Annotated in this window: 23 protein-coding genes, 1 tRNA gene and 1 pseudogene; 7 read left to right on the forward strand and 18 right to left on the reverse strand. The window is 36.9% G+C overall.

Features of this window, described 5'->3' with window-relative positions; all coding sequences use genetic code 11:
- The first annotated feature begins 97 nt into the window (after positions 1–97).
- The 3 genes from CVS84_RS09440 to CVS84_RS05555 are packed head-to-tail and all read left to right on the forward strand — an operon-like array spanning position 98 to position 1,926.
- The gene (locus CVS84_RS09440; protein WP_159070070.1) at positions 98–265 is read left to right on the forward strand and encodes a hypothetical protein; all 168 of its coding nucleotides are present in this window, start codon (positions 98–100) and stop codon (positions 263–265) included.
- A gap of 9 nt (positions 266–274) precedes the next feature.
- Positions 275–1,030 (forward strand): disulfide bond formation protein B, encoded by a 756-nt coding sequence (locus tag CVS84_RS05550; RefSeq protein WP_107691504.1) that lies wholly within the window; start codon positions 275–277, stop codon positions 1,028–1,030.
- Between the two features lie 8 nt (positions 1,031–1,038).
- Entirely contained in the window at positions 1,039–1,926 is an 888-nt protein-coding gene (locus tag CVS84_RS05555; protein ID WP_107691505.1) for a hypothetical protein, read from the forward strand.
- A gap of 25 nt (positions 1,927–1,951) precedes the next feature.
- Here the strand turns inward: CVS84_RS05555 and CVS84_RS05560 are convergent, their stop codons facing one another.
- The 8 genes from CVS84_RS05560 to CVS84_RS09525 form a co-directional block, all read right to left on the reverse strand.
- Entirely contained in the window at positions 1,952–4,660 is a 2,709-nt protein-coding gene (locus CVS84_RS05560) for an ATP-dependent DNA helicase (protein WP_107691506.1), read from the reverse strand.
- A gap of 111 nt (positions 4,661–4,771) precedes the next feature.
- Positions 4,772–5,659 carry an NrfD/PsrC family molybdoenzyme membrane anchor subunit gene (gene nrfD / locus CVS84_RS05565; protein WP_107691507.1) on the reverse strand — a complete coding sequence of 296 codons (888 nt, stop codon included), beginning with the start codon at positions 5,657–5,659 and terminating at the stop codon, positions 4,772–4,774.
- 10 nt (positions 5,660–5,669) lie between these two features.
- Positions 5,670–6,308, reverse strand: a complete 639-nt coding sequence (locus CVS84_RS05570; RefSeq protein ID WP_107691508.1) for a molecular chaperone — start codon at positions 6,306–6,308, stop codon at positions 5,670–5,672.
- 10 nt (positions 6,309–6,318) lie between these two features.
- Positions 6,319–6,870 (reverse strand): 4Fe-4S dicluster domain-containing protein, encoded by a 552-nt coding sequence (locus CVS84_RS05575; RefSeq protein ID WP_012140509.1) that lies wholly within the window; start codon positions 6,868–6,870, stop codon positions 6,319–6,321.
- Between the two features lie 11 nt (positions 6,871–6,881).
- Positions 6,882–9,173 (reverse strand): molybdopterin-dependent oxidoreductase, encoded by a 2,292-nt coding sequence (locus CVS84_RS05580; protein WP_084110003.1) that lies wholly within the window; start codon positions 9,171–9,173, stop codon positions 6,882–6,884.
- A 22-nt stretch (positions 9,174–9,195) separates the two neighbouring features.
- A complete protein-coding gene (locus tag CVS84_RS05585) occupies positions 9,196–10,089 on the reverse strand; it encodes a hypothetical protein (protein ID WP_107691509.1) in 894 nt (297 codons plus the stop codon).
- Between the two features lie 10 nt (positions 10,090–10,099).
- Entirely contained in the window at positions 10,100–10,810 is a 711-nt protein-coding gene (locus tag CVS84_RS05590) for a disulfide bond formation protein B (protein ID WP_084110001.1), read from the reverse strand.
- A 9-nt stretch (positions 10,811–10,819) separates the two neighbouring features.
- Positions 10,820–10,987 carry a hypothetical protein gene (locus CVS84_RS09525; RefSeq protein WP_169748866.1) on the reverse strand — a complete coding sequence of 56 codons (168 nt, stop codon included), beginning with the start codon at positions 10,985–10,987 and terminating at the stop codon, positions 10,820–10,822.
- 296 nt (positions 10,988–11,283) lie between these two features.
- Here CVS84_RS09525 and CVS84_RS05595 point away from each other — a divergent pair, with 296 nt between their 5' ends.
- On the forward strand, positions 11,284–12,432 hold the full coding sequence (locus tag CVS84_RS05595; protein WP_107691510.1) for a hypothetical protein: 1,149 nt from the start codon (positions 11,284–11,286) through the stop codon (positions 12,430–12,432).
- A 2-nt stretch (positions 12,433–12,434) separates the two neighbouring features.
- Here the strand turns inward: CVS84_RS05595 and CVS84_RS05600 are convergent, their stop codons facing one another.
- Entirely contained in the window at positions 12,435–13,031 is a 597-nt protein-coding gene (locus CVS84_RS05600; protein ID WP_107691511.1) for an effector protein, read from the reverse strand.
- A 298-nt stretch (positions 13,032–13,329) separates the two neighbouring features.
- Between CVS84_RS05600 and CVS84_RS05605 the strand changes: the two genes are divergently transcribed.
- The 3 genes and pseudogenes from CVS84_RS05605 (at position 13,330) to CVS84_RS05615 (ending at position 15,856) form a co-directional block, all read left to right on the forward strand.
- Entirely contained in the window at positions 13,330–13,857 is a 528-nt protein-coding gene (locus CVS84_RS05605) for a DUF4391 domain-containing protein (RefSeq protein WP_107691512.1), read from the forward strand.
- Positions 13,858–14,039: 182 nt separating this feature from the next.
- Positions 14,040–14,338 (forward strand): annotated as a pseudogene (locus CVS84_RS09635) (hypothetical protein).
- A 303-nt stretch (positions 14,339–14,641) separates the two neighbouring features.
- Positions 14,642–15,856 carry an ATP-binding protein gene (locus CVS84_RS05615; protein WP_107691513.1) on the forward strand — a complete coding sequence of 405 codons (1,215 nt, stop codon included), beginning with the start codon at positions 14,642–14,644 and terminating at the stop codon, positions 15,854–15,856.
- Positions 15,857–15,898: 42 nt separating this feature from the next.
- Here CVS84_RS05615 and CVS84_RS05620 read toward each other — a convergent pair whose 3' ends face one another.
- The 9 genes from CVS84_RS05620 to CVS84_RS05670 all read right to left on the reverse strand — a co-directional run bounded on the left by CVS84_RS05620 (position 15,899) and on the right by CVS84_RS05670 (position 26,449).
- Positions 15,899–18,349 (reverse strand): aminotransferase, encoded by a 2,451-nt coding sequence (locus CVS84_RS05620; RefSeq protein WP_107691514.1) that lies wholly within the window; start codon positions 18,347–18,349, stop codon positions 15,899–15,901.
- Positions 18,339–18,701 carry a plasmid mobilization relaxosome protein MobC gene (locus tag CVS84_RS05625; RefSeq protein WP_107691515.1) on the reverse strand — a complete coding sequence of 121 codons (363 nt, stop codon included), beginning with the start codon at positions 18,699–18,701 and terminating at the stop codon, positions 18,339–18,341. Before CVS84_RS05625 ends, CVS84_RS05620 begins: the two co-directional genes overlap by 11 nt.
- 153 nt (positions 18,702–18,854) lie before the next feature.
- The gene (locus CVS84_RS05630) at positions 18,855–19,400 is read right to left on the reverse strand and encodes a hypothetical protein (protein WP_107691516.1); all 546 of its coding nucleotides are present in this window, start codon (positions 19,398–19,400) and stop codon (positions 18,855–18,857) included.
- Between the two features lie 1,243 nt (positions 19,401–20,643).
- Positions 20,644–20,720, reverse strand: a tRNA-Met gene (locus tag CVS84_RS05645).
- Between the two features lie 105 nt (positions 20,721–20,825).
- Complete coding sequence (locus CVS84_RS05650; protein WP_107691518.1) at positions 20,826–21,815, reverse strand: argininosuccinate synthase domain-containing protein; 990 nt, start codon at positions 21,813–21,815, stop codon at positions 20,826–20,828.
- A gap of 60 nt (positions 21,816–21,875) precedes the next feature.
- On the reverse strand, positions 21,876–23,099 hold the full coding sequence (gene pepT / locus CVS84_RS05655) for a peptidase T (protein WP_107691519.1): 1,224 nt from the start codon (positions 23,097–23,099) through the stop codon (positions 21,876–21,878).
- Between the two features lie 10 nt (positions 23,100–23,109).
- Positions 23,110–24,420: a C4-dicarboxylate transporter DcuC gene (dcuC, locus tag CVS84_RS05660; protein WP_107691520.1), complete on the reverse strand. Its 1,311-nt coding sequence runs from the start codon at positions 24,418–24,420 to the stop codon at positions 23,110–23,112.
- A 14-nt stretch (positions 24,421–24,434) separates the two neighbouring features.
- Positions 24,435–25,133, reverse strand: coding sequence for a dipeptidase PepE (gene pepE, locus CVS84_RS05665; RefSeq protein WP_107691521.1), 699 nt, complete (start codon positions 25,131–25,133; stop codon positions 24,435–24,437).
- A complete protein-coding gene (locus tag CVS84_RS05670; RefSeq protein ID WP_107691522.1) occupies positions 25,130–26,449 on the reverse strand; it encodes an amidohydrolase in 1,320 nt (439 codons plus the stop codon). The genes pepE and CVS84_RS05670 overlap by 4 nt, the downstream gene beginning before the upstream one ends.
- Positions 26,450–26,459 lie beyond the last annotated feature (10 nt).

Raw genomic sequence — 26,459 nt, forward strand, 5'->3', positions numbered from 1 at the left:
TATATTTATACTTGTAAAAATATATTTTTTAATGTATATTTAATAAATAAAAGCCTAATATTTTATGATATTAAATTTCAGCAAGAAAGGAGAAAACATGGAATTTTTAATGGTTCTTATGTTTTTCGTCGCAGCTCTTTTGCTGTGGCTCAAGCCTGAGAAAAAGCGCGCGGTTATGGGCTTTGGTATTGCAGGTATCGCGATACTCGTCATCATGATGGCATGGGTAAATAAATTTGCCGTCGTGCCTATGGGAAATTTCTAGGAGCGAGCGATGGAAAGTATGCAAGATAAAATGTCTCAAAGCTTCACCCGCAGCACCGAAATTTCTGCGGGCTGGGGCGATGATGAGAAGCTATTTTTCAACCTTTTTGCCCTCGCGGCGCTCGCTCTCATCGCTTTGCCGGTAGGTATCGCATGCCTTGTTTTGGGCTTTGGTATGGGCGATAGTCCCTGCATCATGTGCTGGCACGAGAGATTTTGCATGGTAGCGATCTCGTTTATGGCGCTAGTTATCGTTAGATACGGCTTTAAGGTCAAATACCTCGCTGCAATCCTCTTTTTAGCGTGCCTTGGGCTTTACGACGGCTTTCTGCATTACAGCCTAGACGGCACGGGCGGAGGATACCTCGACATAAAGCAGGGCTTCGGGCTTGAAATTTTAGGCGCACACACGCAGTTTTGGGTCGTAGTGGTGCATTTTTGCGTCATTATATTTTTGGGCGTGATTTTGCTGCTAGGCAAAAACGTAGGTAAAATAATGCAAAAAAGCGAAGAGGGCGCATACGGCGCGGTTTTACCCAAATTTGCGCTAGGTAAAGTTGCAGTTGCGGTCTTTGTGATCATTATGGCTTTTAACTGCGTGCAGGCCTTTATCACCGCAGGCCCGCCGCCCTATCTAGCCTCCGCGACGCCTTCGCGCATGAGCATCGATCCGTCAAAGTGGTTTTGGGAGCTTGATCACTGGGAAGAAACCGAAATTGATTTTCGCGAAAGCTGGAATCCAAAACTACCGAATTTACCGAAGTGAGGCTGAAGATGAAAAGATTTCTAAATTTAACCCTATTGTGCGCCACACTGGTGTTTGGCGGTGAGTTTAATCTAAATCCTGCGGACGGCGCAGTGGTAAATTTAACGCCGCTACGCAAAATCGGCGAGATAACGCCAAATTTAAACAACAATAATCCCGTCACGGGGCTTGACTACGACGCGGCAAGCGGAAGCTTCTTGCTCGGTACGCTAAAATTCGAGCTCTACGAAATGGACGGCGAACTAAAAACCGTAAAAAACTATCTACGAAGCACACCCGATTGGATAATCCAAATGGAGGAGACCGTCGCAGCGAGTTTTTTTAAAGGCTCGGTAGGGCTCATGAGCTATAATAAAACCTATGAGTTTTTCAAACCCGCACCGAATCAAAGTAAAGAGGAAGCGAACAAAGCGTGGCGCTATCTGCACGACGGATACGAAAATTTCACGCTCGATTTCAAGGACCGCTACTCCACTGTGCGCGCCAAACAGCAGTATATCCTAAGCTGGGATCACTCGGACTTTTACGGCGAGTTTTTCATCGCGAGCGTGCCCGATGACATCAAGCAAAGCTGGAGCGTGGCGAGCTTTAGTGACGCCGATAATCTGCTCTCGACCGAGTTCGTGCCGAGCTTCGATGAGGCTCTCGGCGTAAAGGACGGCAGGGATATAAACGACTACTATATCACGGGTATGGATGCGAGCGGCGAGTTTGTTTATCTACTCTCGAAGCAATACTCAAGTATCCTAAAGCTTGATCCGCGCAGCAGAAAGATCGTGGAGATTTATAGCTTTGAAGGCGCGAGCGATGCCCATGCGCTAGCCATCAAGGACGATAAATTTTACATCGCGACGAGAGAAAACAGAGCGAATAAAATTTTCGTTTTTGAGAGGTGAATTTAAGCCGTCTTTGGGGCGGCTTTTATTTCTTTAATTTCTGCAAAAAATCAATATCTTTATTGCTGTTTCTTTTTTTGAAGCTTTCTAGAATTTTCTTTTCGACTTCCGGCGACCAATATATTTGTAGATTTTCCTTCGCTCTGGTTATTGCTGTATAAAAAATATTATGCGTTATCATTTCATCAACTTCGCTACTTATTACTACTTTTACGGTTTTGTATTCCAAGCCCTGTGCTTTATGAATTGAAATGGCGTATGCCACATGGAACGGCACGATAGTTTCTTCATCATTATTTTCAGGATTCCCCTCCTCATCAGCCGTTCCGTATTGATTAACATAAAATTTTATCACTGATTTATCGCTATTCTCCAATAACTCAAAATCATACTTTTGTGCATCTAGTCCAGTTATTGATTTTTCAAGTTCGATGCTAAACCAAATTCGTTTTTCTACAAGCTCAATATTAACAATTTTTCCTTTCATATTATTGTAAATAAGCGGTTTAAATCTTTCTATCTCATTAAACAAAATGGGATCGCCGATCTTATATCTATGAAGACCCCATTCTACAGCTTTTGCTTTATTGGTTTCTTGTAAAATAGTATTTAGGTTATTAATACCATATAATCCATCGTAATTAAGACATAAAACAATCTCATCATCACTAGCTTCAAAACTTAAATCTTCTAATTTTTGCGAATAGCTTTCTCTTTGTAAAATTTCACTAATACAATCACCAAAACTTCTTACTTCATCCCAAAGCTTTAAAAGTTTTTTATCTTTTGTTCTATATGTTTTTTCAAGTTTAAAGGCTACTTTCCCAATAAAATTAGGAGCGATTTTAAACCAATTTCCAAAAGATATTGCCTCTATCTGATATACATCCCCTACTAAAAGAATGAGCCCAAATTCTACTTTGTTTAGTGCTTTTTGCATATCGTCATTGCTTATAGTGCTACACTCATCGATAATTAAAATATCGCATTTTGTATTTTTGCTCGCTATTAATTTAGCAACCGTTTTAAATTCGCTATTTGAATCTGCAAAAATACGTCTTTTTAAATTATCTATCGCAGTATTTGTATTGGCTAAAAATATTTTACTATTTTCTTTAAAAAATTGTGATACGTAATCGATTAAAGTCGTTTTACCAGTACCGGCTGCTCCATAAATTAAAGCAACTTTTGATTTCTCAAATAGATTAATAACAATATTTTCTTTTTCTTTATCATCAATTAGCGTCGAATTTTTCTTTATCCACTCTTTTACAGAATTTGAATAGTTTTGAATACCGCTCTGTGTCAATTTGTCAAGCCCATCAATAATTTCGATAGATTTTTCGACATATTCTTTGATATAAAAGTAACTTTGAAATTCCTCAATTCTCCTACCAGTATGCCCTTTTGGATTCTTTTCGTTTCCTGTCCATAATTTTGAGTTAAATTGAGATCTTAGATTATCTATATTGTTGAAATTAAATTCCTTTTTATCAACAAACAGGCTTCCACTATTTTCAATCCTACTTTTTACTGCTCTAGCAAATAATTCATGTTCTCTTCCACTTGTATCTATACATTCTAACAAATCATAAAAGTTAGGATTGTGATTTATTAAAGATGTAGCAAACGGCATTTGCTCAAATGGGAGGCATTTTGAATTTAACTCCAAATTTGACAAGCATCTATCTTCATTGTTTGGAAGCTGCTTTTTTATTACTTGATTACGTAAGTTGTGTAGTAAATACCTAATTGTATTTCTACCATCTTCGGTAACTGCCTTTGCCTTATCTAAAATATCAAAAATATGCGAAACTTGTCCTTTAGAAATAATGTTTCTTTTTATATCTTGGTAATCATAGCTATCAATCAAATCGACTAGGCTAATTTTCTTCCGTGTCAAAAATCGCATTAATTCTTTATATTCGCTTGTTCTATTTATTTTTTGACTACATTCAAAAATCTTACCAAAATTTTGCAGTTCAGCTGGTCTAATAGAAACTTCCCAACTGTCAATGATTTTTACCTGCAGTGATTTGTTTAGAATTTCTATATTTTCATTACGAATCCATAAATTGACAGCATAATTATCAAAAATTCTAAATTTACAAAATGCAATTAGTTTATCAAATTTACTAAAATTATCTACTGCATTAACAAATGTTACTTCATAATAAATTTGTCCTTTTACAATAAATGGCTTTATTTTTGTTATGTAGTAAACACCGTTTTCTTTATAATAATTATTTAAAATACCCTGATTTTCTAGTTTCTCTGCAATCTTTTCATAATATTCCATAAATTTCTTATCTAAATTAAGCGGGAATTTGTCAAGATTTCTAAGTACTTCAATCTTATATCGCTCTCTTAAAAAATTTTTACACTCTACCAAATACATAAAATACTTAAGCATTAAACGTTCAGATGAATTTTCAGTAAGTGTATAATGTGAGACAGATTTATCTAAAAAATTATGGAAACGAATTAAAAAAGTAAAATTTCCGCCCTTTGATTTGATGTATTTAATAGCATTTTCATTAATTGTCTGCTGATACTCATTAGTATCTATTTTTTCTTCGCCGGAGTGAATTTTTTGAAAAATATACTCTACTAAATTTCTAAGCTGAGACAAGATAGCTTGGCTAACAAATCCTCGCTCGTCACACAATTTGTTGTTCGCAAGATTTTTATCTATATTTTCACAAGTTCTTAATATTTGGTCCTCAAAATCCATGTTTATTCCTAAATAAAGTATTTACGTATTTTATAGAATCTTTTAAAAATATTTTTAAGATATTTTAATAGGTCGGACTTGCGCCCGACCAGTATCAGAAAAAGGGAGAAACTAAAATATATATACCGCACCGAGTACGATAAATGCTCTTAGGCAAAAGCCGCCCACAAGCACGCCGTATTCGTTATAAACGCAGCTTTTTACCTCCTCGCCGCCGTGCGCGCAGACACTGCCGTCCGCATTCACGCTGCAGCTGCGAAGCATAAATTTGCTTCCGCCTAGCAGCGGCAAAGCAAGCCCAAACACGACAAAGCCTATCCAAAACATCGGCGCAAGCGAGCCGCTGACTATCTTAGTCACGCTAGCCATGCCCGCAGCCTCGCTTCTCACGCTAGCAAATAGCGCTAGCACCGCAACAATCTCAAGTGCGACTAAAACGACGTGGAATTTATGCGCGCAGTGGCTTAGCCCGTGCCCCGCATTTAGCGTAGCGGCGGTATTTGCGCTAAGCCCTGTAGAGATCGCGGAGATCGTAAATAAAATCGGCAGCCATACGCTTGCCCAAAGCGGGATCGCCTTTACGACGTAAAGCAGTAGCCCCGTATATCCCATCACTCCAAGCGCCAAAATAACTCCGAGCGTGAGCATCATATCGCAAATTTTACCGCTCTTCTTGATCTGTAAAAGCACCAAAACGCTGACTACGATGAAAAACGTAAGTAGATACGTACCTATGCTCATCATCGAAACCGGGCGCGTATAGAGCTGTAAAATTTTAAGAGGATTTATCGCGGCGCTCGGTGCCAAGTCAAATAGCAAAAGCGCAGTTCCTATTATTACCGCAACGGGTGCTAGCAGAAAGCCGAATTTATAAAATCTCTCGTTTAACGAGCCCAAAAAGCCCTTATAAGCCAAAGCCGAGCACAAAAATGCCCCGGCGCCTAAACCGCCCAAAAACAGATATATGACTATGAGCCATCCCCAAGTTGTTTGTTCCATTATCTATCCTTTAACTCTTAAAAGTTAGAAGAGCCCTTGACTGCTCTATCTCGTTTTCAAGATATAAATTTAAAAAATCAGCAAAGCTCACATAGGCTTCTAAATTTGTAGTCTCCTTACAGCGAGAGCTAAATTTATAAAACCACTCAAACGGATGAGTGCGGATGAAGTCATATTTTTTATGTAAAATTTCATCCATTTTCTCTTTTTCGTCTGCTTGTAAGGCATTGAAACTTAGAAAGTAAAGGTATTGCAGCTCATATCCGATGAAGTCATCTGGAAATTTATCAAACTGCTCTTTACTAAGCTTTAGTCCAGAGCTTTCATAAAAGCTTCGCACCTGCATAGTCTTCTCGCCAAACATCGTTTTATAATCAAAATAAACCGACTCATATGGCTCAGCTTTTGGGTGTCTTGGCCCTACAAAAAGCCTGTTAAATTCATATCTTAGCTCGTCTAGCAAATTTAGATCATCTTTGCACTTATTTAGCCAAAGTATGAAGTTGTGATTTTTAAATTTATCACTAAAATTAAGGCTTAGGCTTATGAGCTCATCTAAATTTTGCTCTCTAAGCTCTACTAAGAAAAATCGCCTTAAAAAGTCTTCAACACTAAGGCTAACGCTAAGCTTTTCTTTGATCTTACCCATCTTTTACTCTTTAGTGTATGAATTCGTTTCGCTTCATTCTTGGATAAAAGCGGATGTTTGGCTTGGTAAAGAAGTGCTTAAAGCCTGGCATCTCTTTTTGCATACCAGCGCTGTCGCTGACGTTGCTATCAACCAGTTTTAGTACTCCACACGGACAGCCTGCTACACAAGCTGGCTCTTCGCCACGCTCAAGTTTTTCAGCGCAGAGATTGCACTTTTGAGCTTTACCGTCCTTGCCTTTTGTGATAGAGCCATAAGGGCAAGCCATCAAGCAGTATCCACAGCCTATGCACTTATCATGAAGTGGCTGTACGACACCATTTTCTAGCTTGATATATGCTCCAACTGGGCAGACATCCATACAGGCTGGCTCATCGCAGTGATGGCAAGAGTGAGTTATAAAGATCTCTTTTTCTATGCCATCTTCGTGTATCATAAGGCCATCAACATGTCTCCAGTTGATATCTGGATCTTGGTTGTGATAGACTTGACATGAAATTTCACAAGCCTTGCAGCCTATACAAAAGTTATAATCAAATAAAAAACCTTGTTTTCTTTTCATCTTAGACCCCTTTACATCTCTTGTTTAGCTGCTTTTTTTACTTCACAAAAGCTAGCTGTATAGGTTGAGCCATTTCCTAGGTCACTAACGCCATCAGAGCAAAGTATATTTGCCCCAGTTCTTGATTTAGTCACTTTTACCCAGATGTTGTTCCACGCATAGACTATGCCTGGGTTCATTTGATTTGTCTCGACTGCTGTAAAGACGGCTGTTCCCTTTTCATTTGTTGCCTCAACTGTGTCTCCGTTTTTGATACCGCGAGCCTCCATATCTTCACGTGTCATAAATAACTCAGCATTGCCTTTAACGATAACCCTTTTTAGGATATAAGGCATATTGCCCCAGTTTGAGTTGTCTTGGAGCTGAGTACCTGGCGTCATGAAATAAAGTGGATATTTTTTGAGATAGTCTTTTCCAAATTTATTGCTCTTTTCATAGTAGTCCCAGTCAGTTTCAAGGTCTATTACTGGATGATATCCTGCGTCTTTAAAGGTTTGTGAGTAAAGCTCGCATTTTCCACTCTTTGTACCAAATATTAGTTTGTCTTTTGGCGTATAAGGGTAGTACGGGAACTGATCTTTCATCGTTTCAGGCGTTCTAAATGGCTTGATCCAGCCGACTGATTTTAGTTTTTCATAGGTGATGTTTTGTTTTTTGGCAAATTCTGTATCCAAAAAGCGTCTGCAAACTGTTTCGCTATCCCAGTTAAAGCACTCTTCTGTATAGCCCATCGCTTTTGCAAGAGCGTTGAAGAACTCTAAATTTGTCTTAGCTTCGCCAAGAGGTTTTACACTTTGAGCGTTGTAACAAACATATCCAGAAATTTGGTCGTTTTGGATATCCTCACTCTCCATAAATGTAACACCAGGTAGCACATAGTCAGCATAGTCGCAAGTATCGATATCATATGGATCAAGGACAACTAAGAAGAAGTCATCGTCCATTATGCGTTTTTTGATCAAATTTGTATTTGGCGCTGTTACCATTAAATTTGAGTTGTAGTTGATACATGCTCTAATGACCGTGTTTATAGGCTTGTCAAGATATGTTGGATTTTCTTTTTGTATGCCTTTACCAAATTCTATATAGCTTACTTGCTGTCTTTCTATCTTTTTGCCATCTTTATCTTTTGGAGATAGGTCTGGCATACAGTTGTCGAAATTAAAGCAGCCTTTTACATGCACATATGCCCAAAATAGTCCGCCACCAAGCTTTGTCAAGGCGCCAGTTAAAACTGGTAAAAATGTAACCGCACGAACAAGTCTTGCTCCGTTAAAGTGTCTTTGTCCGCCGTCGCCGTGCATGATAGCTGGTGCTTTTGCGTGAGCGTACTCTCTAGCAAAGACTTTTATCTGATCCACACTTGCTCCGCACATCTCAGATAGCTCGCCATAGGTATAGAGTGAGCACTCGTGCACTAGATCTTCAAAGCCTGTTGTGTATTTTTCTACAAATTCATGATCATATAGATCTTCTTCTATTAAAAATTTACAGACCGCTAGACAAAATGCAGGGTCACTAGATGGTTTTAGCTGGATAAACATATCAGCTTGGTTTGCAAGAGGAATTCTTATCGTATTTATAACGATGATCTTTCCGCCTCTTTTTTTAACGCGGTGAGCAAATCTTATCCAGTGTACGGCTGTGTAAGCTTCGTTTGATCCCCAGCTAATGTACATATCACTCTCATCGATCTCAAGTGCATCTTTTGAGAAGTCAGTACCTATAACGCTAGGAGTACCCGCGTATCTTGGCCAGTCACAAGGGTTTCTAACAAGCCTTGTGGCTCCATATTTTTCAAAGAAATTTCCCGGTGCGATAGTTTTCGAGATATGTCCTTCGTTGCCAGAGTAGACAAACTCAGTCAAAGCCTCGCCGCCAAATTTCTCTTTTATCTCAGTTAGCTTTGCAGCTATCTCTTTTAGGGCTTGATCCCAGCTTATCTTTTCCCATTTTCCTTCGCCCTTTTTGCCGACTCTTTTCATAGGGTGCATGATGCGGTCGGCGTTATATAGGTGCATGGCGTAGGTGTGGCCCTTGACGCAGACTGTGCCTTGCGTTAGAGGGTGTTTTGGATCGCCTTTTATGCTTACCATTTTGCCGTCTTTGATCTCAGCGATCATCGAACAGGCATCACGGCAGTTTCTAGGACAGGTTAGGTAGTGGTACTCTACATTTTCCTCATTCTTATAGGATTTTGGGTTAAAATCCACCTCAAATTGCTCCATACCAAATAGACTAGGAGCTGTTCCAGCTGCTGCTAGAGCTGCTCCGGTGCCTTTTAGGAAAGAACGTCTTTGCATGTTTTCTCCTTAAATTTGATGGCTATTTCATCTCAAAGATAAAAACTTTATTCTCTTTGCCTTCTCGTGAGAAGATGTAAAATTTATTATCTTTGATCGCTAATGCTCTTGGGTTATTTACCCCACTAAAACTAAACGCCTCGTCTATCTCTTTGGTGGTCAAATTTAACTTTAAAATAGTTGAGAAATTTTTGCTTAAAAGATAGAGCGCATCGGGCTCTACGTCGATGCCAGTAATGTAGTAGTTGTTTAAATTTCTACCCTCTTTTAGCTGTAAATTTGCTCCAGCTTTTGGTACAAATTCTTCTAAGATCATCTTATCGTCGCCGTCAAATATAGCGACACTCCAGTAGTCTCTAACGTCATTTGGCACGCTAGCTGTGAAAAATTTATTCTCACTTTCTAGGTAGTCCCAGCCTAAGATGTACTGCTGTTTTGATCTAATGGTAGAAAATCTGCCCTTGTTACCAAGGTCATTTAGCTTCCACGCGTCATATCCAGCCAATAGGTGCCTCCACTGGCTATTTTGCTCATCTTTACTAAGGTTGCTAGCTGGCTCATAGAAGACAAAAGTCTTGTTGTAACTTATCATGCCAAGCTCTTTTTTGTACCAAGTAGCTCCGACTGTTGCTTCCATCTCCATTATAAAATGGCGGTCGTGCTTAGCATAACTTAGAGGCTTTAAATTCTCATCTGCGATGTAAAATTCATTGTCGTTTGAGACAAGAGCGAACTGCTTTTTGCCTTCATCGTAGTCAGCTCCAGTTATTGCATTATCATTTTGCAAATTTAGAGTGAGCGTATCTTTAAGGCCTAACTCTTTTATGTTTTGGATAGCTCCATTTTTGCTATCCATGTCAAAGCTAAAACCAAAAGTAAGGCTTGCTAATGCGATAAAAAATATTATCTTTCTCATCTTTTACTCCTTACTTTACTAGGTCTGGAAGCTCAGGGTTCCAGTCAAATCTAAAGTCAAGTGAGCTATCCCAGTGGTCTTTTTCCCAGAACCATTTTGAAGGATCGATGCTCATTCTAGGTGGTGTGCTAGATCCTAGATATGGTGGTGGACCAGAAGCTATAAAGGCTTGAACGCAGTTTGCAAGTATGATCACGATAAAGACCAAATTTGCAAATTTGCCAAGTGGCAAGTAGCTTAGAAAGTCGCCGTATTCGCCATTTGAGCTTTTTTGCATTATAAGGCCTAAGTTTTTGCTAAACAAAAATATAAGAGCCAAAAATATGATCACACAAAAATCAACAACCATAACCCAAAACTGAGTGTGGGCACCTAAAATTTCAAGGCCAAAACCTTGTTTGATGTCAAGATAGCCACCAAATGTTCCATCTAGGCTGTAGTGGATAAAGCCGTTAAATATGCCCCAGCAAGCCATTAGTAAAAGTGCTGCCAGATAGCCAGGCTTTAGTCCGTACCTGATGATGAAAAGTGCTATTAGGCTGATAGCTATCATCGTGATCCTCTCGGCCCAGCACATTATGCAAGGGTTATCACCTAGTCCAAAGCCAAGCACCAAGCAGGCGATACCAACTGGAAGTGCCACAAGAGCGGTGATGGCTAGTGACATAAGGTTGAAAAAGCCTTGTTCGTTTGCTGGGATTTCATTTTGTTTCGTTTGCATCTTGCCCTCCTAAAAGTTGCCTATTGGCAAGACTACCCATAAATTTACGTAAAACTCTAGTGCAACCAGTATTACGCACCCCAAAGCCAAGCAGGACGTTGCTATTTTTTTCATCTGCGGCTTTATATATAAGATAAGACCACTGATCAGAAATAGTGTCAAAATTAGAAATTCCATTTTGAGCTCCCAATTTGTAAATTTTAAAATCTAAGCATGCTTATCTGAGAAAAATAATATAACTATATTTATTAAATTTAGTTTAAAAAATATATTTTTATAGCTAATTTCTACTTTATAAAATAAAAATTTGTAAATAAAAATAGATTTATACAAAAATATTTTATATAATTAATCTATATTTAATTAAATTAATATTAATTTTTATAGAATTATTTTTATTAGTTAGTTTGTAAATTCAAATTAGCTTAAAGAATAGTTATGTAATATTTTTGCAAATGTAAAAAGGGGCAGTAATGGAAAATATATTTTTAGAATCATATGATGTTTTTAAGGTATGTAAATCCCCAAGCAAATTAAAAATTTATGATGAATTTTTGCAAAATAATAAAAGGTACTCTATAACGCGTTGCTACTACGTCATCGTGGTGGATAATACATTTTTAACCTACTCACATCTCATGGTCTATGAGCAGCTACTCTATCTTTTGTACTCACAAAATAAACTAAAAAATGGCGACTTTTCACTCACCCTTAAAAAAGCAGAGCTTGCTAAGAAATTTAAAACAGATATCACAAAAAGTGCCACCGATACGATAAAGTGCTTTTATGAGATGCAGGACGTGAAAATTTCGATCTTTGTTAAAGACAAGATCGAAAAGCAGATGAATATAATCGAATTTATAGATGCAGAGCAAACCGACAAATATGGCGAGCTACAAGATGAGATAAATGTTAGACTAAATCCAGAATTTGTAAAGCTTTACCGCTGCACCTATCTTGATAAGATCGAGTATTTAAATAGCTTTGATATAGAGCAAGGTAGCTTCATAAGATACTTCATGCAGCACGAGCTAGATGGTGGCGTAAGAAGCTCAGCTATTATCGATAAAATGGGCGTTTTAAACTATCTCTCTTTTGCTTATAAAAAGCGCTTTGAGCAAGAGGTGGCAAATGTTAGCTTTTATTATAAAAATGAAAAATACGAGATAAAAGATGGCTTTGTAGTAGTCACAAATCACGAAAATAGAGTGATGGATAATCAAAATGCCTCTATTGAGCTTTTTGGTCTTATTTACGAGCAGATCACTAAAAACTGCACCAAAAACATCGTACTAAATGACGCAAATTTGCAAAATTATTATGCTAGATTTGGTAAATTTGAGACAAATCAAACTATCTTTAAAATTTTTAGCAACATGGAGCTCATGCTAAATCACTCAATACAAAAGGAAAATACCAAAATTTCTTTCTTCTCTCACTTTTTTGAAAGCATAGTCTGCAAAAGAGATACGGAGCTTGAAATTTTGATCGAGCTAAATCAAAAAGGCTTTGAATATATCATCTCACGAAGTGCAAATTTGGACTTTTATAACGTGGAGTCGGCTGACTACGGACTTACTTCATATCCAGCTAGCTTTTGTGCTGTGGGTGGAAATTTCTAAATTTAGTTGATTTTATCTTTTAGTTTAGCAATAATTTCGTCAAGCTTGCCGCCATCTTGAGCGTTTTTTAGGCACTCATTTATCTCGGTCATCTTTTTGGTAAATTCGTTTTTTATAATGCCAGCTACAAATTCCTCGCTGTTAGTCTCGTCTAAGATAGGATACATATCTCGCCAGATATCTTTGATCCACCAGCCGCATTTTGATATGCAAGGAAACTCTTTAAGCTCGCCAAGCTTTAGGCCCATCATAACTTCATCAGAGTGCTTGATATCGTCTGTGACAAAGTCTTTATGTATGCTATCAAAGCTCGTAAACATGCGGTAGCCAAGGCTTGATACGTTGTTTTCAGAGCAAATTCTAAACTGAAAAACATTATCTTCATAGTCTAAATTCGATATGCAAATTTGATGTTTTTGGGTGAAATTTGGAAACGAGTTAAACCTTTTATCATCTATGTCAAGCTGCCACTTTGAGCCACTATCGCTAGTTAAAAACTCTTTAAAGCTTAATTGTACAAATTCTTTATAGCTCATCTCATCAGCTGTGAAAAAGTCATAGTTGCTACTGTTTTTTTCTTTAAAATCTTTAAATTTCATATTGTTTCCTATTAAATATCATCTCGAACTTATCCAAAACGATATTTCACTATTCTATGATAATTTATCTTATTGATCTTTAAAATTTTAATCAGATTTTCTAAAACTTATTCTATATTCTTTATCCTTTTTTGAGTGCTATAACGACCTTTGAGTCTATTTTAGTATATTAGAAACCACACGATTTATTAGTTACCTTATAATTAATAAGAGAATTGTTCACTGTGGATAAAAAAGTTAAAATTAATCTTGCTAATATGGATTATAAAACATGTAAGATAGAACTTAGAATTTAGAGATATCGCCTGCTTTGAAAAAAATCTTTATAGAGCAAGTAGATAAAATTATTTGGAGCAATAAAATCGCGTCCTCAACTACCAACCTTGCAGATGGCAATCTCGTAAAAGAGATCGAAGTCTTTGAGGTGTTTTTAAAGAGCCCAAACCTAAATGATGAGCTATTGCACCACATAGATAGAGCGGTGCCGTATCATATAGTTTTTATCTTAGAGTACCAAGGCAGATATAAAGCTTGTATTAGCTATAAAGAGGCTGCTATATCTGGAAACAGGGCTTTTAAAGTAAATTCATACTACTATACCGATTGGCTAGATAAGCAAGATTTGCCTTTGAAACTAGAGGGATTAAACCTTGACGCAGCCTATGAAAATTTCGTTCGCCAGATAGCCGGCGAAACATTACAAAAAATAGCTTCAGATGAAAGCCTTAAAGACTCCGTAGTTAGATCAGAGCAAAAGGAGCTTTTGCAAAGGCAAATTTTAGCGTTAGAGTCTAAAATTCTCAAAGAAAAGCAGCTGCTCTTATAAATGATGAAAAAGCGACGGCGATTATAGAGCATATTACCTATAATGCGCTAGATGAAAAATACGATACTGCTGTTTTTACGGATCCTACGATAAAAGGTCAGCTTGACAAAAATGCGGTTAAAACAAAAAAATATCTTTACGATCATGTCGTGTATGATTCTTCAAATGAGAAGAATTTTGCAATGGAACTAGATACAAGCAAGGACGTTGCCGTTTATGTTAAGCTTCCAAGTGGCTTTTATATAAGCACGCCTGTGAAAAATACAATCCCGACTGGGCGATCGCGTTTTATGAGGGTGATATCAAGCACATTTATTTTGTTGCAGAGGCCAATGGGTTTATAAACTCTATACAGCTTCGCCGCGTCGAAGAATCTAAAATCCACTGCGCAAAGGAGCATTTTAGGGCTATAAGCAATGGTAGCGTGGTCTATGACGTGGTGGATAGCTATAAATCGCTACTGGATAAAGTTATGAGGTAAAAATTACTGGGAAGTTAAGTCTCAGCATAAAAAGAGTCTGTGTAATACGCCAAAGATGGTTATTACGCTGCTCTTTTTGAGGAAAAATTTGACTACCATTTGTTAATATGAAAATCTGAGGTTATATTGCTTAAAGCTCTACTAATAAATACTCAGTGTAACAAAAAAGTACAATAGCTAATTTGATCTTGTTAGTTTTGAACTCGGATTAAATTTAAATATACAATTATCTTATCCAACCCATCCTTGTAAATTTATATATATTGTAGTATTATACTCCTAAATATTTAAGGATAAAATACTATGTACATCAAACGAGCCATAGTAAATGAGATAAAAGAGTATATGAAAAGCTTTCCGGTGCTTTTGATAAGCGGGGCTAGGCAGGTTGGCAAATCAACCCTTGCTTTAAATTTAGATATACCAAACTACATAACGCTTGACGACATAAACATATATGAATCTGCAAGGAATGATCCAAAAGGCTTTATAGAGCACTGCAATAAGCCTATCGTGATAGATGAGATACAAAGAGTGCCCATACTGCTTTTAGCAATAAAAGAATTTGTAGATAAAGATAGAACAAATGGGCAGTTTGTATTAACCGGTTCTGCAAATTTAAAGGGCTTTAAAGATATATCAGACTCACTTGCTGGAAGGATAGGCATAGTAGAGCTTTACCCGCTTTCTCAAAAAGAGTTAAATCAAAATAATGAAAATTTGATTGATCTTTTAAGCGACGACATAAATCCGTTTGTATTTAAAAAATATGACGATGAAAATTTAGCTAACAAGATTATAAATGGTGGTTATCCAGAGATCACAAAGATAACCTCTGAAAAATCAAAATATCTCTGGTTTAGCTCATACATAAGAACATATATAGAATCAGACGCCAAAGAGATAGGTAACATCAGAAATATGGATAAATTTATCACTATGTACCGCCTATGTATGCTAAGAAGTGGCAACATCTTTAACAAAAACGAGCTATGTCTAGAGTCTGGGCTTGATAATAAGACATTTGATAGCTATTTTAGCGTGCTGGAGCATACATACCAGATCCAAAAGCTTCAGCCGTATTTTAACAATGCCCTAAAAAGGCTCATAAAAACTCCTAAAATTTTTGCTACTGACACCGGAGTACTATCGCATCTGCTACAAATTTCATCACCAAATGAGCTTGCTAGCTCGCCATACAAAGGCGCAATATATGAAACATTTGTATTTGACGAACTTCTAAAAGCAAATACCAGTAGTAAAAAACGAGCCAATATATACTACTATAGAACTAGCGATCAAAAAGAGATAGACTTTATCCTTGAGATATCAGGTAGGCTCATAGCCATAGAGGTCAAATCCTCAAAAACTATCAGCAAAGATGACTTCAAGCATATCTACCACTTAAAAGAGAATTTACAAAATAAATTTGATAAGGGCATAGTCTTTTACGCCGGAGATATGGCTATGAAGCTAGATGATGATATGTTTGCATTGCCGTTTGGATTTATGGGGTGAGAGATGGCTAATAATTTGGCTTCTATAACAGCTCGTAATAGTCTACCTTTCCAAACTATCATATCCTGACTTTATATTCTGTTCTTTGGTCTCTATTATATTTGATGGTTGTTTTGTTTGCTCTATCCCAAAGTCCTTATCAAGTCCTTGACCATACAACTCTTGCTTTGTTATTTTTAGTAAGCCAAATGATATATGATCATTTGCTAGAGATATCTTATCTGTTTTATAACGCTCCTTTAGCTTATTAAAACCTTGCATATCTTGCCAATCTTTCATATAGGTTTTTATATTATAAATTAAGCCTTGATAGTTAATTTTAACTATATCTGGCAGGTATTTTTTAAAGCTTTCCACTCTATTTATAAAAGCTAAATAGCATCTATTTATATCTAAATGGCCATCGATACATTTTACGAAGCCTTCATATTCATTTTGTTCAAATCCTAACTTTTTAATGACGCCATCATTTAAAAATCCGGTTTCTATCTTTCTGGCTGCTTCATAAAATTTATCTCTAATGTAGATATATGGAGTATAGTGTCTATTTTGGTTAAAAGAGTAGGCTGTGTTTTCTTCTGGTAGGTATAGGTATCTGCCGCTCTTACCAGAAAGTATTTGATAATCTTTATATTTTTTAACCATAGTACTCTCGTCAAAGTATTCTATTAACTCTTTTATTGGAATCTTTGATGATATAGCTTGATAGCTTGCTCTTTTAATATGTGAGTTGGTATCTTTTGGTTCATGGCCAAGCTCATATTTTCTTAGATTTTGTAAATCTTCATATATGGCTTTAATATCCATATTATTAATATCTGTTTTTAAGCCCGCATCTTCAATGGCTCTTGTATTATCAAAAGTTTTTCCACTAATGCTTATAACTTCAGATCCTGGCACTGGAGTGTAGTGAAATTTACTAGGATGCAAGCTGGAGTTATTTACTATGTTATATAACCCAAGCTCTCTTGTTATCTCTTTTATGTATTCATCATATTCATTTAAGCTTGGAGCCCTTGTTGTGGGTATGATAAGTTTAAATTTCTCTACTTTTGTATCCGGTACTTGATAGGTAGTTGGGTATATGAAGCCTTTTATTCCTTTGCTTTGTAGTAAATTTTGAGCATCATTTGCACTAAATTTAGAGTTATCTATATCATATATAAGTGTAGGAGTTATGCTGTCAATACTACTAGCTTCTTCACTTTTATCTTTAAAACCTGCCACTGATATAGCTGAATAGTTTTTAAGTATTGATTTTAGATTGTATGGCTCTATTTGTATCGTTTCCCAGCTATTTAGCACTTGAGTTTTTGAGTTCTTATTTGGCATGCTAAAGTCACTGCTCACACTCAATGTTATCTTTGGTTTATTTTTATTGACCTGAAGCTCTATAAGCATTTGCTCTAGCTCATTAACTACGTGAAATAATGCTCCTTTTCTGCCATTATAGACTATCTTACACATTAGATCAGTTAGATTATAAGTTCCATTAAAACCATCCACTCTTACTTTATATTTGTCATTTACCATTTCAGGTTTTGCAGTGATGTTAAATTTTGCATTGATCATAGGCAAAAATTCTCTTATATCGACTGCATTAAGTCTCCTTGCTCTATCATAATAGTCTTTTTTGAAACCCTCATCTTCTTCTATCATTCTTAATAGATAATCAGCTGTAGAATTTTTAGCATCAGCTAGTAGCTCTTCAACACTTATATTTTGCTCTTTTGTATTGGCTTTTGGCTCGATCACCACATCTGTTTCTATCTTTATCTGCGTATCTTTTTCTTTGCCTTTCTTAACCTTTTGTGCTGCACTTTTAAAGCTTTCATATTGCTTTTTTAGTTGGTCTTCATCCATGCTTAAAGGCTCTATATTATTTAATCCATACTTGTTAGATAAGATGTCATTAACTACTCTTTTAAATTTCTCTACTGATTTAGCCATAATAGCTTTTACTTGTTGCTTGGCTGCACCTTTTGTATATATTACTCCACCAGTTTTTACGCTATGAGTAAATTTCATATTTTCAAAAGAGACTATTAGATGAATATGAGGCTCTCTTTTTAAAGGTTCACCGTTTTTATGTTTCTTGTTTAATGTTCTATTTTCTAGCGCCCCTTCTGGACGAGGAATATATGGCTCTTCTTTTATTATAGGCAGATGAGCTTCAGCATAAAAAAGTAGCTCATCTATGTCGTGATTTGGGAAAGTTAGCCTCAAAAAATCCATTATAAGCTCATCTATATTGCCACTTTCATATAGTCTGCTCCACTCCTCTGAAGTAAATGACAAGGATATATGATAGTAGTTATGTTTCTTATTCTTTTTCTTGCTCTGGTGCTTTTCAGACATCTCGATAAGATCTAAATTTCCAGCTAGTGGCAATCTATCATCTTTTTCATCTCTAGTTAGCTTTGAATCTCTTTTCTTGCCAGTTTTTAGATAATCAGCTATGCCTTTTTCACCCTTTGAGATCTTAACTATCATAGCTACTCTTTATTAGGCTTAAAATTTCAGTTAGCACTGATTGAACTTTGTACAACTCTTCTTGTGTCTGCAGTATCGTTTTTAAATCTATATTGACACTAGTCTTATAAGCTATATTTAGTCTCTTTGCTATTTGATTAATGTTATTAAAAGGTCTAGCAAAATATGTAATGATTGTTGGATATAGCTCTTTCTTTTTTATGGATTCAGAATTTATAGTGCCATTATCTATAAGATAGGAAATGATTTCTGATTTTGATATTTTTAGTTCTCTAGCTATATTAGATAATTTGCTATTTTGCTGAGAAGTGATCCTTATAGAGAGCACCTTATCCTTGATATTTTTTGGCATATGATATCCTTTCATAAAATGTACTAGCGAGATGAAGCGTTTTAACGCTTCTTATATCTCGCATTGTAGCCCTCGGCAGAGCAAGATTATACAAGGTATGAAAACGAAGTGTCATACATTGTATGTGTCTTGCCTATTAGAAAAATTTGCTTACTACTGAACATTGCTGTCACTATTTATGTTTAGCCATTTATTAAAATCTTCGTTAGCTTTTTGACCATCTTGGTTGTAGATATAGATAATAAAACCTTGAAGATTAGACACATCATAAAGTGCTTTATCTAGCTTGATTTGTAGTGCAGATTTGGCTTCATTTGTCTTATGGTTATCATAAAACAAGTAGCCAAAAAAGAAGAGTGCTTCTATAAACACAATGGTAATTAACACATATGCTATCTTTTTCATCAAAGAGGTAAAAGATGAGTTAATCTTTGATATAGTTTTATCTGCACTCTTTAGAGTATTTTGAAAGTTGTTTTGGACCTCTTTTGTTGCATTTATAAGTTCAGCACCTCCTTGCTCTATTAGCTCTATTTTTTCTTCAAAATCTCCATTAAAACTATCCGCAGTTTTATTAAAAAGCTCAATATTATTTCTAATATTTTCACTAACCTTATTGCCCATTTCAACATGTTTTTGTAGTGCAATTAAGGCATTTGCCGCAACTGCTGTATCACTACTCTTGATTGTTAACGCCATTGCTTAGTTCCTCACTTTCTTTCTTGTCTTCTTTGGACTCTGGAATATGATATGTATGAGAGGATTGATGTGTGTCTTTTGCATCATACTCTTTCCTCCATTTAGAAAACTCCTTATTTGATAGCTTGATGTTAAAACGACCTTCGATTACTAGCCTACACTCTTTGATTGTAGCTTGTTGTGGAAACAAGACTTCAAGGCATGCTTGTTTAATCTCCTGTTTTGTTTTATTTTTTCTAATAGCCTTTAAATCATTTAAAATTATTTTTTTATTTGGTATTTTTTCTCCTTTTTGCCATTTAAAAAATCAAGAGACAGCAATAGCTATCTCACCGAATAGACATACTTATAGTGTATCTATTACTTTAATATGGTAGTTGTTGATAAGGTTTTTATTTAAGTAGTTTAAAAGTAGAGAACGATTACAATAAGGGTTCTTACAACTTATCGTAGGGGTTCTCTTTAACTAGATACTTAAATAGAACCTCTGCTTTTAATTAGTTTTATTCATGTTGGCTCCTTTTTTAATTAATATATTTTTAAAAATTGTGAGCATTATAATCTTTTTTTATGGTCGAGTCAATGAATTTGATAGTAAGTAGAATAAAAAAATGATTTTATGTTTTAAAAAGCACGATATATCAAGGGGTTTTTGCTTATAATTGATTGCATAGCATAAAAATACTTATAAATTACTTAATGCTAGTATTTATATGAGGAATCAAAACAAATATCTTAAAATTACCAAATAAAAATTATTGCATCATCAATTGCGCACCAAATACTCTCCAAGCAAATTCTCAAATTTTGCCTTTAGATATTCTGGATCTTTTATTTTTATAAATGGTAGCCAGTATTTGACACACGCAGGATCTCGTGATGCTTATGCAGCCTATCTCTATTTTGTGTTTTATCGCTAGGGGTATGAATGTATAATAATCATCAAAAATATTTTTTAGCCAATATTCAATAGCTACAAACGCCATTTCTACTATACATCTATACTTATTTTATTTAAACTATGATAAAAAATTTAACCCGGCAAAGTGACAGATTATATTATAGTAGATTATTCGTTAAAAAATTTTACTTGTTTTTTAAGAATTTTACAAAAACGTGTTAAAATTACTGGAAGCTTAAGAATTTGCTACATAAAATTTTATTTTGCTACAAACATTAAGCTATATTTCATGAAAGGTGACTGCAATATAATATTGTAGAAACATCGTAGTTTAGGTATTTATGGTGTCACGGGGGAGACTTGAACTCCCGACCTCCGGCTTATGAGACCAGCGCTCTAACCAGCTGAGCTACCGTGACACTTTAAAATAAGTTTCGGATTATATAATTTTTAAACTTATTTGTAGATAAAAACCATCTTTATCTACAAACACAAAGTAAAAGCACCAAGAATCGACAAAACGTCTATTTTACAAAATAATTTTGAGCTAGAGATTTATCCTCAGGTGTGATACTAAATTTCTCTCCAGCGATGCTAACTTCAAATTCATTCTCTTTACTTGCTTTTGTATAAGCTAATGCGAGCCTTGCGGCCAGCTCTTTGTCGGCTTTACTAGCATTTTTACTTATGAAGCTAACGGCTCCTACGATGTCATCGCTCTCTTTAAATTTTACTTGTTCAAATTTATCGTTTGGATGTGCTAAAAGTGCGTTATTATCGCTCTCATCACGCCCTATTATCATTTTAGCACCATCTGGCAGGCGCAGATGCCTACCAAGCTTTAGCCACGTTACATCGATATCTCGCATCTCTTTATCAAAATTTAGATAATCCTTTATCTTCACAGCAAAGCTCTCGATCGTTAGCAAGCACCCACCTCCAGGCGTTGCAAAGTCCTCAAAGCCAAATTCCTTTGCCAAAGCAAGCTGCGGCTTTCTATCGCGCCCGCTTATATCGAGCAGCTTCTCTCTATCGACCCAACCCTCGCGCTCTGGCTTAGTTGGTGGCAAGAGCTTAGCGCACATCGGACGAAGCACTAGATCGTCCTCATCATCAGCTAGTCGTTTAACCTGAAAAAGTGCATCTCTGCGCTGGCTCATAGGCCTTTGTCCCACTACTTCACCTGTGATTATAAAATTTGCATTTTCGCTTTTTAGCATATTAAGAGCTGTTTTAAACATATATCCATGGCAGTCAATACATGGGTTAAACTGCTTGCCGTAGCCGTATTTTGGGTTAAAAAGCACATCACGAAGATATTCATTTCGTAGATCAACGACCTTTAAGCTTGCCCCAGCCATAGCCGCGCGCTTTCTTAATATCTCGTGCTTTTTCTCATCCGCACCAAATCCAGTATCCATATAAAGTGCGACTACTTCGATGTTTTGATCGCTTATAATTTTGATCGAGAGCATGCTGTCAAGCCCTCCGCTAAATAAAGCCAAAGCCTTCATTTTTGTCCTGAAAGTAAAAATTTAAAGCCTAAATTTACTCAATTTAGGCTTTTATGAAGTTTATTTAGCAGCGTTAATTATGATTTTTTTGATCACTTCGCTTGAGGCTTTTAGGCTGCTAACTGGCAGGTACTCATAGATAGAGTGAAAGTTGTTTGCTCCTGTGAATAAATTTAGCGTTGGCACGCCTTTTGCAGAGATCGCAGCACCGTCGTATCCGCCACGCATCGGCTTTATATTTGGCATGATATTTAGCTCACTAAAGGCATCTTTTGCAAGTTTTATCGGGAGCGAATTTTCATCTTTTAAAAATTTAAATACATTTTCATAGCGTGTTGTTAGCGTGATCTCACAGCACTCTCCATAAATTTTATTAAAAGAATTTGCCATATCACTTAAAAACTCGAGTCTTTTTTGAAATTTAGGCTCGTCAAATTCTCTTATGTCGATCTTGAGCGTCGTTTTTGTGCTATTTCCGCTAAGCTCTTTTACCCAGAAGTAGCCCTCTTTGCCCTCGGTGCACTCTGGCACTTCGCCACCTGGCAAGAGCGAGATAAATTTATGTGCTAGAAGTAGCGAATTTACAAGCTTACCCTTTGCATTCATCGGATGAGCCGAAACACCTTTAAAGACCATCGTGCAATCAGCCGCGTTCCAGTTTTCATATATGAGCTCGCCTATCTCGCAGCAGTCTAAGCAGTAACCAAAATCAGCTCCAAGCAAATTTACATCAAGTGCTTTTGCGCCAAGCAAGCCCTGCTCCTCATCAGGCACGAAGCAGATCACGATCTTGCCGTGCTTTACATCAGGATTTTGCATAAAGTAGCTAGCCATATTTACGATGCTAGCAATCGCAGCCTTATCATCAGCTCCAAGCAAACTAGTGCCGTCAGTCACGACTATCTCATCGCCAACGTATTTTTTAAGCTCTGGATTATCGCTAAATTTTAGATAAATTCCCTGCTCTTCGTTTAGGCAGATGTCGCCACCTGCGTATTTTACGATTTTAGCTTTGGTATCATTTTTTTGCTCACTACTTGTATCTAAGTGCCCAAAGAAGGCGATACTTGGAGCATTTTCGCAGTTTGCAGGAATTTTTGCTATCAAGATAGCATTGTCTTGCAAAATGATATCTTTTATACCTAGTGAGCTAAGCTCTTCTTTTAAAAAAAGAGCCAGCTCATACTCGGTTGGGTTAGAAGGCATGACACCTTTTAGCCCATTTTCTTTATTTGTTGTGGTGTTAAATTTCGTATAGTTTAAAAATCTCTCTACGATATCCATTTTTCATCCTTTAGATGACGAAAAATGCGATCGCTACAACAGAGATAAACATACCTAAAAATGTTCTTTTAGCGATTTCAACTGGACTAACCATCGCAATGCCTGCACAAACGATAGCAGCACCAGCGATCGGAGAAGCTGATCTACCTAAAGCACCAGCAATAGCTGCAGCCATACCAAGCTTATCTTGCTCAAAACCAAGTGCAGCGGCATTTGTTGTGACAGCTTCGTTAAATGCAAATGTAGCGGCATCGCCTGAACCTGTAACTATACCCATGATAAATGGCACAAACGTCCCGCCAAATTTAACGTAACTTTGATCTGTTTTTAGCCACGCAATGACCACATCAACGGCTCCACATGCCTTTAAACCAGCGACAAAGACACCAGCTGCGATGATGATACCCATAACATCAGCATAAGCGTGGCCCATTCCGTTAAAAAATTCTTTTGTGATCTTTTGCGGATTTGTAAGCGTAGCAAAGATAGCTATGATAGCACCTAGTATCATCGCCTCAGCAACGCCCATCTTTGTCCATGCAAGAAAGCTATAATCCTTTGCAAGGCTTGTTCCGCCAATAACCAAGATAACAAGTGGAACTAGAGGCATAATAGCATAGATGAAATTTACTTTAAATAGTGGTTTCTCTTCGCTAGTGTTACTATTTTCAAGAGTGAAATTTGTATTTTTTTGATAGTCTTTAAGTAGTATCGCAACAATAACTAATGCGATCACTACGATAACAAGAGCAGTAAATGCACTTGGAATTTGCACTTTTATGACATCTTGAACTGTGTAGCCCTCAACCGTCTTTTTAACAAGATCAGCCACATAGACGTTGTGAGCCGATCCTGGGCTTAAAACTCCACCAAATGTCCCTGCAAAAACAGCAGCACCAGCCATAGCTGGGCGGATACCTGAGGCCATTAGAAGTGGTATAAGCGTTGCACCAACAGCAGCGGAGCATCCTGCAGCTGAAGGGATAGCGATATTTATAAAATAAGTTAGCACGGTTGTTGCAGGGATCAAGATAAAGCCCACATTTTTAAGTGGCTTTGTAAGAAGCGCAACAAGGTGTTTATCGCACATCGTGTATTTCATAACAAAGGCAAAACCCATACTTGCACAAATCGCCTTTATAAGCCCTGCTTTAGTCATATAGTCAGTAAAAGCACTTAATGCTCCCATCGGTTTTAGTGCGATTATACAAAGCACCAAACCAACACCTATTAACACCGTTCTTGTCTCTTTTTTTAAGACAAGAAGTGCCACAACAGCTGCGATGCCAAGAATGGCAGCAATTAGCTTAAATGTTTCCATACCTCTCTCCTTGCTTAGATTTTAAATTTTGTTTTAATTGCTATCTTTTCTATCTCTTTTTTGTACTCAAGCTTTAAGATGTCGCTATGTCCGATGACCTCAACTTCATTACCCCTTATAACCAAAGCTGTGCCTTCAGGCAAAGCGTAGATAGTCTCTTTTGGATTAGCTATCAAAAATTCCTCCAATCTCTCCTCTCTACTCTCGCCGTTATGACCAGCTAGCTTGCCACTTATAAAGTGTGGGTTGATCTGATATGGGAAGATATTTAGACTATCAAATGACTTTGGCATGATGATAGGCATATCATTTGTAGTCATCATCGTCTTGCCAGCTATGTTTGCGCCAGCCGACCAGCCAAAGTATTTTGCGCCATTTGCCACCGCCTCTTTTATAGGTTCAATCAAATTTAGCTTATAGAGCATGTGAAGCAGCATGAAGGTATTTCCGCCGCCAACTGCGATACTTTTAGCATTTTTGATAGCAGAAATTTTATCTTCATAGCGGTGGATAGATTTGATATTTTTGCTATTTAAGCACTCTTGCACCTTTTGTTCATATTCGTCGTTTGTTCGCCTAACTCCAGCGTAAGGGATAAATAAAATTTCTTCCTTGCCGCATTCACCTAAAAATTCCTTAACCCAGTTTTTGCAGTGTCTCAAGTAGCCAGTATCTTGGTAGCTTGAAGCACTGATTAGTAAAGCGTTTTTCATTTTTTTACTCCATTTAGTTTGTAAGCAGATCTTAGATAGACATCAACTCCAGCTACCAAGCACTCCTCATCAAAGTCAAATTTGCAGTTGTGATGGCCTGCTTTTAAATTTGTTCCTATCATCATATAGCCGCTCTTTGCGCCTCTGTCTTGTAAAGCTCTCATAAAATGAGCAAAATCTTCACAAGCACCAAAATCAAGCTCTTTTACGATCTTGTCGTCGTCTATAAATGGACTTTGCTTTGCAGCTTCATAGAAAATTTCAGTTACTTCTTTGTCGCTATCGGCTCCGTTTGTACCGCCAGTTTTTACGACTTTACTCTCTACTCCATAAATTTCACTCACGCCTTTAACAATATCCATACATTTTTCATACATAAAATCATTTAAATTTGTATCTTCACCTCTTGTTTCGCAAGCTAGATAGCCATTTGGTGCGATGACGTTTCTGCCTTCACCTGCTTTTAAAACGCCTACGTTTATCCTAGTCACGCCTTTTGCATGTCTTGTGATACCATGCATGCTTAGTGCCATTTGAGATGCGGCTAAAAGGGCATTTGCGCCATCTTGTGGTGCACCTGCTGCGTGAGCTGAACGACCAGTGATATGTACGTCAAATTTTGAAGTTGCAAGTAGCTTATTTGTCCCACAGATGATGCCTCTATTGATTTTTGCTTGAAAGCCGATGTGTCCGCCAAGTAGGTACTCAATGCCATCAAGCACACCAGCAGCTTCCATAGCCACAGCTCCTCTTGTGCCCTCTTCTGCTGTTTGGAATATAAATTTAAATTTACCGTTAAATTCATCTAAATTTTCAGCTATAAGTTTTGCCACACCAAGACCTATTGACATGTGACCATCATGCCCACAAGCATGCGTGATACCAGCGATGTCTGCACCAAAACCCTCTTTATAAGGTCTATGAGTAGGCTCGTCGCTCTCTGTCACATCAACACTATCAATGTCAAATCTAAATGCTGTAAATTTACCAGGCCTTTTTGTGTCGATAAAAGCTGTTAGGCCAGTTAAGCCATCTTTCATATAAGAAAGATATTTTGCTTCTTCAGGACCTAGAAGCTTTTTAGCTCTTTCTATTGCTTTTTCGCATTGCTCTTTTGAGCCAAGGCCAAGCCTTGCATCCGCTTTAACCACCTTGTCACCAAGGCTTATTTCATAACCAAGGTCACTAAGCCTCTTTGCTAATACAGCGGTTGTAAAAAATGTAAACCAGCCAGTCTCTGGATGCGAGTGAAAATACCTGCGATCCTTGATCAGCTCATCTTTTAAAGAAAGAGCCAAATTTGCTATCTTATCCATAGGTTTCTCC

It is taken from the genome of Campylobacter concisus (genome assembly GCF_003048575.1).
Classification (GTDB): Bacteria; Campylobacterota; Campylobacteria; order Campylobacterales; family Campylobacteraceae; genus Campylobacter_A; species Campylobacter_A concisus_U.

What these genes read in the sequence shown, in the direction of transcription:
- CVS84_RS05550 (WP_107691504.1), top strand. Translation starts at nt 275, where the DNA reads ATGGAAAGTATGCAAGATAAAATGTCTCAAAGCTTCACCCGCAGCACC.
- CVS84_RS05595 (WP_107691510.1), top strand. Translation starts at nt 11,284, where the DNA reads ATGGAAAATATATTTTTAGAATCATATGATGTTTTTAAGGTATGTAAA.
- CVS84_RS09440 (WP_159070070.1), top strand. Translation starts at nt 98, where the DNA reads ATGGAATTTTTAATGGTTCTTATGTTTTTCGTCGCAGCTCTTTTGCTG.
- CVS84_RS05585 (WP_107691509.1), bottom strand. Translation starts at nt 10,089, where the DNA reads ATGAGAAAGATAATATTTTTTATCGCATTAGCAAGCCTTACTTTTGGT.
- CVS84_RS05555 (WP_107691505.1), top strand. Translation starts at nt 1,039, where the DNA reads ATGAAAAGATTTCTAAATTTAACCCTATTGTGCGCCACACTGGTGTTT.
- CVS84_RS05670 (WP_107691522.1), bottom strand. Translation starts at nt 26,449, where the DNA reads ATGGATAAGATAGCAAATTTGGCTCTTTCTTTAAAAGATGAGCTGATC.
- CVS84_RS05630 (WP_107691516.1), bottom strand. Translation starts at nt 19,400, where the DNA reads ATGGCGTTAACAATCAAGAGTAGTGATACAGCAGTTGCGGCAAATGCC.
- CVS84_RS05570 (WP_107691508.1), bottom strand. Translation starts at nt 6,308, where the DNA reads ATGGGTAAGATCAAAGAAAAGCTTAGCGTTAGCCTTAGTGTTGAAGAC.
- CVS84_RS05615 (WP_107691513.1), top strand. Translation starts at nt 14,642, where the DNA reads ATGTACATCAAACGAGCCATAGTAAATGAGATAAAAGAGTATATGAAA.
- CVS84_RS05560 (WP_107691506.1), bottom strand. Translation starts at nt 4,660, where the DNA reads ATGGATTTTGAGGACCAAATATTAAGAACTTGTGAAAATATAGATAAA.
- CVS84_RS05620 (WP_107691514.1), bottom strand. Translation starts at nt 18,349, where the DNA reads ATGATAGTTAAGATCTCAAAGGGTGAAAAAGGCATAGCTGATTATCTA.
- CVS84_RS09525 (WP_169748866.1), bottom strand. Translation starts at nt 10,987, where the DNA reads ATGGAATTTCTAATTTTGACACTATTTCTGATCAGTGGTCTTATCTTA.
- pepE (WP_107691521.1), bottom strand. Translation starts at nt 25,133, where the DNA reads ATGAAAAACGCTTTACTAATCAGTGCTTCAAGCTACCAAGATACTGGC.
- CVS84_RS05580 (WP_084110003.1), bottom strand. Translation starts at nt 9,173, where the DNA reads ATGCAAAGACGTTCTTTCCTAAAAGGCACCGGAGCAGCTCTAGCAGCA.
- CVS84_RS05590 (WP_084110001.1), bottom strand. Translation starts at nt 10,810, where the DNA reads ATGCAAACGAAACAAAATGAAATCCCAGCAAACGAACAAGGCTTTTTC.
- CVS84_RS05625 (WP_107691515.1), bottom strand. Translation starts at nt 18,701, where the DNA reads ATGCCAAAAAATATCAAGGATAAGGTGCTCTCTATAAGGATCACTTCT.
- CVS84_RS05650 (WP_107691518.1), bottom strand. Translation starts at nt 21,815, where the DNA reads ATGAAGGCTTTGGCTTTATTTAGCGGAGGGCTTGACAGCATGCTCTCG.
- CVS84_RS05575 (WP_012140509.1), bottom strand. Translation starts at nt 6,870, where the DNA reads ATGAAAAGAAAACAAGGTTTTTTATTTGATTATAACTTTTGTATAGGC.
- nrfD (WP_107691507.1), bottom strand. Translation starts at nt 5,659, where the DNA reads ATGGAACAAACAACTTGGGGATGGCTCATAGTCATATATCTGTTTTTG.
- CVS84_RS05600 (WP_107691511.1), bottom strand. Translation starts at nt 13,031, where the DNA reads ATGAAATTTAAAGATTTTAAAGAAAAAAACAGTAGCAACTATGACTTT.
- pepT (WP_107691519.1), bottom strand. Translation starts at nt 23,099, where the DNA reads ATGGATATCGTAGAGAGATTTTTAAACTATACGAAATTTAACACCACA.
- dcuC (WP_107691520.1), bottom strand. Translation starts at nt 24,420, where the DNA reads ATGGAAACATTTAAGCTAATTGCTGCCATTCTTGGCATCGCAGCTGTT.